Source organism: uncultured Ligilactobacillus sp., assembly GCF_948826705.1.
Lineage (GTDB): Bacteria > Bacillota > Bacilli > Lactobacillales > Lactobacillaceae > Ligilactobacillus.
The window spans coordinates 1-1,612 of sequence record NZ_CAQLEL010000102.1; the positions used below are offsets into that span (position 1 = coordinate 1).

Annotated in this window: 3 protein-coding genes and 1 pseudogene; all 4 read right to left on the minus strand. The window is 41.6% G+C overall.

All coding sequences use genetic code 11. The features are described 5' to 3' along the window. On the minus strand, positions 1–242 hold a 242-nt coding region (locus tag Q9Q35_RS06850; protein ID WP_304652715.1), incomplete at its 3' end, for a site-specific integrase. After that, complete coding sequence (locus Q9Q35_RS06855) at positions 239–835, minus strand: Arm DNA-binding domain-containing protein (protein ID WP_304652716.1); 597 nt, start codon at positions 833–835, stop codon at positions 239–241. The genes Q9Q35_RS06850 and Q9Q35_RS06855, both read right to left, overlap by 4 nt. Positions 836–910: 75 nt before the next feature. After that, a complete protein-coding gene (locus Q9Q35_RS06860; protein ID WP_304652717.1) occupies positions 911–1,234 on the minus strand; it encodes a hypothetical protein in 324 nt (107 codons plus the stop codon). Between the two features lie 40 nt (positions 1,235–1,274). Next, positions 1,275–1,612 (minus strand): annotated as a pseudogene (locus Q9Q35_RS06865) (AIR synthase-related protein); the annotation flags it as partial.

Here is a 1,612-nt window from a genome sequence, read left to right on the forward strand (position 1 = left end):
GTTGGGATCTGACCACGTGCATTTTCAAATACCATATTGCTATTATTTTCTTTGAGTTCAGCTAACCAATCAAGCAATTGTTGTGTTACGTTTACAGTCCGATTAGATGAATCATTTTTCGTTGCTTTAAATCCACCACCACTTTGATAGTCCCAAGTCTTATTGACTGTGATCGTTTGACGTTGATAATCGATGTCGTCCCAAGTAAGTGCCATGATCTCACCAATACGCATTCCAGTCATGATGTTAAGATCATGTAGCGAGACGTATAGCGCTTTTGACGCCCGTTTAAGCAAAGATCAGTTAATCGCTTGAGTTCATCAAGTGAGAGGTAGTCTATCTTTCTAGTTCTTGCAGGGTCGAATACGAGTTGGATATTTTCAGTGAAGTTTTTTCGGATGATCTCGTCGTACATAGCTGAGCTAACACAAGCTTTGATCATTGAGTGCATGATCCGAACGGTATTTTTTGAGCGTTTCGTACCGTATTGATTTAGAAAGACTTGATAATCATGACGAGTAATGTCTTGGATCGCAATGTCTTGAAAGTACTCGTTGATCTGTCTTATTGCAACTTCATATCGTTTTTGCGTTGAGTGCTTTGAAGTAGGTTGTTTATATACTTGATACCAATTAGCAAAATACTCAGAAAAGGGGATTTTCTTTTGCTTGATATTAATACCTGTAAATAGTTGTTGCTCTAATTCGACTGCGTACTGACGAGCTTCATTTTTAGTTTTAAAGCCACCTTTAGATTTTTGCTTTAGTACGCCATTTTTATCACGCCAAGAAACTCGAACATGATAGCTCTTACCACGTTTGACGATACTTGCCATATTATCGCTCCTTTCGAATGTATGTTCTTTTGTTGTGATATTAAAACCCGTCATTTGGACGGGTCGGAATAATTGCTATTTTTTAAATTGTTTACCGCATTTTAAACAAACAAAATCAGTTTTCTTCGTTCGTTTACCCGCAAATCCAGCCATCGTCCCAAAACCACCGATCAAAACAGCGCCACCTACTGCTTTACCGACAGAAAATCCTTTTTTATGTACGCCAAGAGGTTGAACGTTGGTGCTTTTACATTTCGGGCATTTGATTTTAGTTCTACTTTTAAGTTGTTGTTTCTGTAACTTGAGCTCGTTTTTCTTGAGTTGCATATCTAGTTTCTCGGTAGCAGCTTGCTTTTTGATAGCTTTAGCATTTGCTTTTGCAATTCTTTCTTCCTTCATTTTTTCTCCGGAATACATTATCCTCTTTTGCAGGAATGGAAACCTTAACCTTCGCCTCCTGATGAGCACCGTTCGTATCGAGGAAGGCACGGCTTAAATCAACGATGGTCTTTCCGCGCCAGTGCATCCGCAGGCGGGGTTCTTTCGTCACCTCGGCTACGGTTACCGCCTCCAAGTTTTCTTCTGCAGCATAGGCCAGGAACGGATCCACGTCCTTCGGGTCAACGACAACCGCCATCCTCTCCTGAGATTCGGAAATGGCAATCTCCGTGCCATCCAGTCCTGCGTATTTCTTCGGCACCCGATCCAGATCAATCGTCAGTCCTGCTGCCAGCTGTCTTGTCCGTGGTTCCATGTTACGAATGTGGCGTTGCGCAA